Source organism: Massilia mucilaginosa (assembly GCF_011682145.1).
GTDB classification, from domain to species: Bacteria; Pseudomonadota; Gammaproteobacteria; order Burkholderiales; family Burkholderiaceae_D; genus Telluria_A; species Telluria_A mucilaginosa.
In genome coordinates, this window is the sequence record NZ_WHJH01000294.1 from 1 (window position 1) to 319 (window position 319).

General features: G+C 68.3%; 1 protein-coding gene. It reads left to right on the plus strand.

Annotated elements, in window-relative coordinates:
- A partial coding sequence (locus F2P45_RS34925; protein ID WP_166882737.1) for a chemotaxis protein CheW occupies positions 1-319 on the plus strand: 319 nt, incomplete at both ends.

Here is a 319-nt window from a genome sequence, read left to right on the forward strand (position 1 = left end):
GCTCCCGCCGGGGTGGCCGGTGCGATCAGCTATCGCGGCGTACCGGTGCCGGTGCTTGACCTGAGCAGCATGACGCTGGGCCGTCCGGCGGCGCGGCGCATGAATACCCGTATCGTGCTGGTCCGCTGGCCGGACCGTGACGGCGCCCTGCGGCTGCTCGGCCTGATTGCCGAAAAGGTCAACAACACCATGCGCCGCAACCCGGACGACTTTCTCGATCCCGGCATCGGCAATCCCGACGCCCCCTATCTCGGCAAGGTTGCGACCGACGCCCAAGGCCTGGTGCGGCGGGTCGAGATCGACAAGCTCATTTCGCCCG